At 57.0% G+C, this 3705-nt stretch carries 2 protein-coding genes and 1 pseudogene; 1 reads left to right on the forward strand and 2 read right to left on the reverse strand.

The features are described 5' to 3' along the window. Positions 1–252: pseudogene (locus EOA32_RS39010) on the forward strand (hypothetical protein); the annotation flags it as partial. Between the two features lie 156 nt (positions 253–408). On the opposite strand, the gene EOA32_RS34715 reads toward EOA32_RS39010, so the two are convergent. After that, entirely contained in the window at positions 409–2547 is a 2139-nt protein-coding gene (locus EOA32_RS34715) for a hypothetical protein (protein WP_128374101.1), read from the reverse strand. Between the two features lie 362 nt (positions 2548–2909). Further along, positions 2910–3593, reverse strand: coding sequence for a DUF2971 domain-containing protein (locus EOA32_RS34720; RefSeq protein ID WP_128374102.1), 684 nt, complete (start codon positions 3591–3593; stop codon positions 2910–2912). Between the last annotated feature and the right edge of the window lie 112 nt (positions 3594–3705).

The raw sequence follows: 3705 nt of genomic DNA on the forward strand, positions 1-3705 counted from the left end.
CCCTACCTCGACACCATCGTCGGCAGCGACAAGGCTGTGCGGAGGATGGAAGGCATCGATATGCAGCTCAAACTTCCGGCAATCCGCGACCGCGGGTTACGTGACCGATACCCGAAGGATCAAATCTATTTGGACTTGATGCCCATCTTCGTTTCCGCCGTTTGCAAGGTATTTAAGGCAATGAAGGCTGCCGGGGTCGCTTTCAGGGGATTCGACGCCGAAACTTACGCAGTTCCCTTCACATCAGAATGAAGTCGATCTCAGCAGCCCATCACTGAAACGACTACAGGTTGGCGGCGTAGGACCTCCCGTTATCGTCGACGTTTAGCTGGTGCCCGAGGGGCCGAGTCCTGCCAGTCCGCTCCCGAACTCAAACGCGCTAGGCGGACCCAAGGGCGCGGTCGCAGTTCAAATGTTGTCGCGACGGAAGTCCAGTTTGAGTTTGTCCTGGTAGACGCCAATGCGTTTTTTGGCGCGGTCGATCACATCACTGAAATGCAGTATCTCGAAATAGGTCTCACCCAGCGATTGCCGCGTCTCGGGATCCTTCAGTTCGCTTGATTGGAACCAGCCCTTGCCGGTCGGGAACGGCGTCCAGTTCCCGCTCAGACGCAGCGTATTGACGCTATCGCCGATCAGATAGCCATAGAATTTTCTGAGTTTGCCGCCGGATTTCGCCGCAAGCAGCTGAGCATATTCGGAAAGATCGCCGATATGCTCGTCAGTGGAAACACCAGGCGCCTTGAATTCGACGATGATCGCCGAGCCCTCCTTACTGAACACCGCGATGTCGGGACGCTTGCCCCCGTTGTCGCTCGTGCGTTTCGCAAGAATTTTTCGAAGTGCCTCGTCGATGTCACTCTCAAATACATTGGTGTCATCGTTCCATCTGATGTTCGCGAGCGGCAAATCCGACGCGATATAGTCATAATATTGGTACTCTTCGCTCAGCAACCAGATATCGTGATCAGTCGTTTCGGTGCTGTCCTTGCGCATCGGGAAAAAGATGCTGTGGATGATCTGCTCATCCTTGCGTCTGGCGCCGTCGGCGGCCGCCTGCATGGCAAGCCGCTGGCCGCAGGCGAGATCGAGGATATCGACGATCGCGGCGCGACGCACGATTAGCTGCGACAGGTTCGCCATGTCGAAGTTCTTGAGCGATGACGTATATTTCCAGGAAAGTTCATGGATTTTCTTGCGGAACTCGTCGGAGTCCGGCTCGGCTGCCATGATCTCCTCCTTGAGGCTGAAGATCGCGGCGGTCTCGTCGATGATGGCCTTCTGGTATTTGCTCAACACGCGTTCAGCGACCGACTGGGCGGATTCGCCGTACACGATCCTGGTCTTGGTATCCTGTAGCATCGCTTCGCTGATACCGAACTGGTGGGTGGCCTCCTTGAGCACCGCCTCCTTCTTCCAGTCGGCAGGAGTGACCATCTCGTCGATGACCGGGTCGAGCGCCTCATGAATGTCAGCGTAGGACAATTTTTCCGCCGAAAACATATCGCCGCTCGGAATCTCGTCGGGAATATTGTCGAAGTCGTCGCGCTGCTCGTTGACGCGTGCGTCCAGATAGTCAGCCTCGATCAGCACGATATGATGGAAACCGCCGACCGGGTTGTTTTGCTCGGTACGCGTCCTGAGGTAGTGACCCGTGATGTCCTTCACAGGCGTGGACTTGGCACAGAAGGCGATGGCGTTGCGCGGAAGATCATACTGTTCGGCATCGAGCTGATAGTGGGAGAGGTTGAATGTTTGCCGCGTGCCGAGACGGTCCCCTGATGCAGGATCACGCTCTTCGACATCAACAGCCCGCTCGGCAGTGACTGCCGGCAGGTCGGCGAGCCGTAGCGCTTCGATCTTCGCTTGGTCGTCCTTCCAGTGCCGTGTGGTGAACCGGATCTCGAAGTTGCCGAGCTGTTCACCGAGTCCGACGAGCCGCTGCAGGAAAGCGACGAGCATCTGCTTTTTCAGCCCCGGCGCCGAGAAGAGGGTGCTGAGGGCCTCACCGTGGGATACGCGCGGGCGAACCGCCTCTTTGAATTGCTCAAGCCGGATGACGGTCCCGATGTCGGCTTCAGCGACCGGCGCCGTGGTAAAATCATCAGCCTCGATTTGCTTCTGCGGTTCGGAATACCGAAACTCGCGCTTCAGGAGAGAGTCACCGTCCCGGTAGGTACTGGTGATCCTCATCGCTGCGAAATGATGGAAGAACTGGATGCGTCCCGCGCCCTTGCACTTTCCGATGCCAGAGATGGAGAGATCGTCCTTGTAGGACGTATCCTTTGTCAGGAAGGCCTTGAGTTGGTCGTCGCCGAGACCGCATCCGTTGTCGCCGCACGAAACGTTCATTAGTTCGCGATCGTCGAGCAAGTCTGCACGCAAGAAATCGACTTCGATTGCGATATTCATGTCCGGCGCGGATTGGTCGCTCGCTCGCCGAATGAGATAGGCATCTATCGCATTGGCGATAAGTTCTTCAAAGACCACGTATTGGTTCAAGCTGAGCTTGGTGTTCTTGATGCTTCCCCTGATGTCGAGCGTCATTTCGTTTCGATCCAAACCCTAACACAAGTCAGCCTGCTTCTGGCCGCCTGCCCATGTGCAAGTCAAGCGATGCCAGTTCGCAGCCTCCACCGCAACTCATAGACGAGTGTACCGTCGATACTATCCCTCATGCCAGCCTAAGCGGAGGCCAAATCCTACGTCCGCATTGGGCGGCTTCCGATGGCACCTCGAATGGCCGAAATGAAGGCGCGTTCCAGACAGCCACAACGGGGTCGAAGGCAGGATGACTCCTTCCGGTCGCCGCCGTGATATCAGACGTTGAGCTACGTCTTGGGCGAGTAGCCTGCCTTCTTTTCGCTCCTACCCAGCCGAACTGCCGAACTGCCAACGCTTTGTTGCCGCTAAGGTGTCTGCGGATCAACAGGCGGCCATAAACTAAACTGGCGTTGACGGGTGACCTCGAACTTGGCGAAGTCGCCCCGTGCCAGCATTACCTCGACGCCCATCCCTTTCACCATCTCCCGCATCTGCTCATAGGAGCGCTCGCGGAACTTTGGACCGGCAATGGCTTCCTTCAGCCGCAGGCCGGGCCCGAATGGCTGGAAGTAGTGCGTCTGGCCCTGGATGACCTCGGGATTGACCAGTGGCAGTTGCCAGCGCCACTCGTCTTCATATGCCCAGCCGTCAGACTTTATCCGCGCCAAGTCTTTAAGGTGCTCAGGTCCGATTTCGGCATACGACGACAGTCCGAGGTCGGCAAGGCGCGGCCTGGTTTTGCGGTAACGGACCTTGAAGAAGTCGTCTTCCGAAATGTCAAACCCAAGCACCATCCCGCGAAAACTTTCGCCATAGTGCCCCCACATCTGCGGCTTGGACCAAGTTTCGCTCATGCAGATAATGCCCTGCTCCATGTCCAGCCGGCGACGATACGAGGACAGGTGGATGCGGTCGCGCTTGTCGTCGAGCACGATGCCTATGAATTCGAAAGCGTCATTGAGGTCTTCGATGCGGGAGATGCGTAGGCGCCGCTTCTCGATGGCGGCGACCGCATATTGGCCCTTCAGGAAGTGGTAGAGCCGCCGCATGGTTAGTGAGTCCTAAAGTCGTTGTATGGAGTGTCCAGAACCGTTGCGACGTAGATTTCAAGCAGCGCCTGCCGCGTCTGATCCGTTTCCTCAACATAGCGGTAGTTCATGT

The sequence above is a fragment of the Mesorhizobium sp. M1A.F.Ca.ET.072.01.1.1 genome (genome assembly GCF_004023325.1).
Lineage (GTDB): Bacteria > Pseudomonadota > Alphaproteobacteria > Rhizobiales > Rhizobiaceae > Mesorhizobium.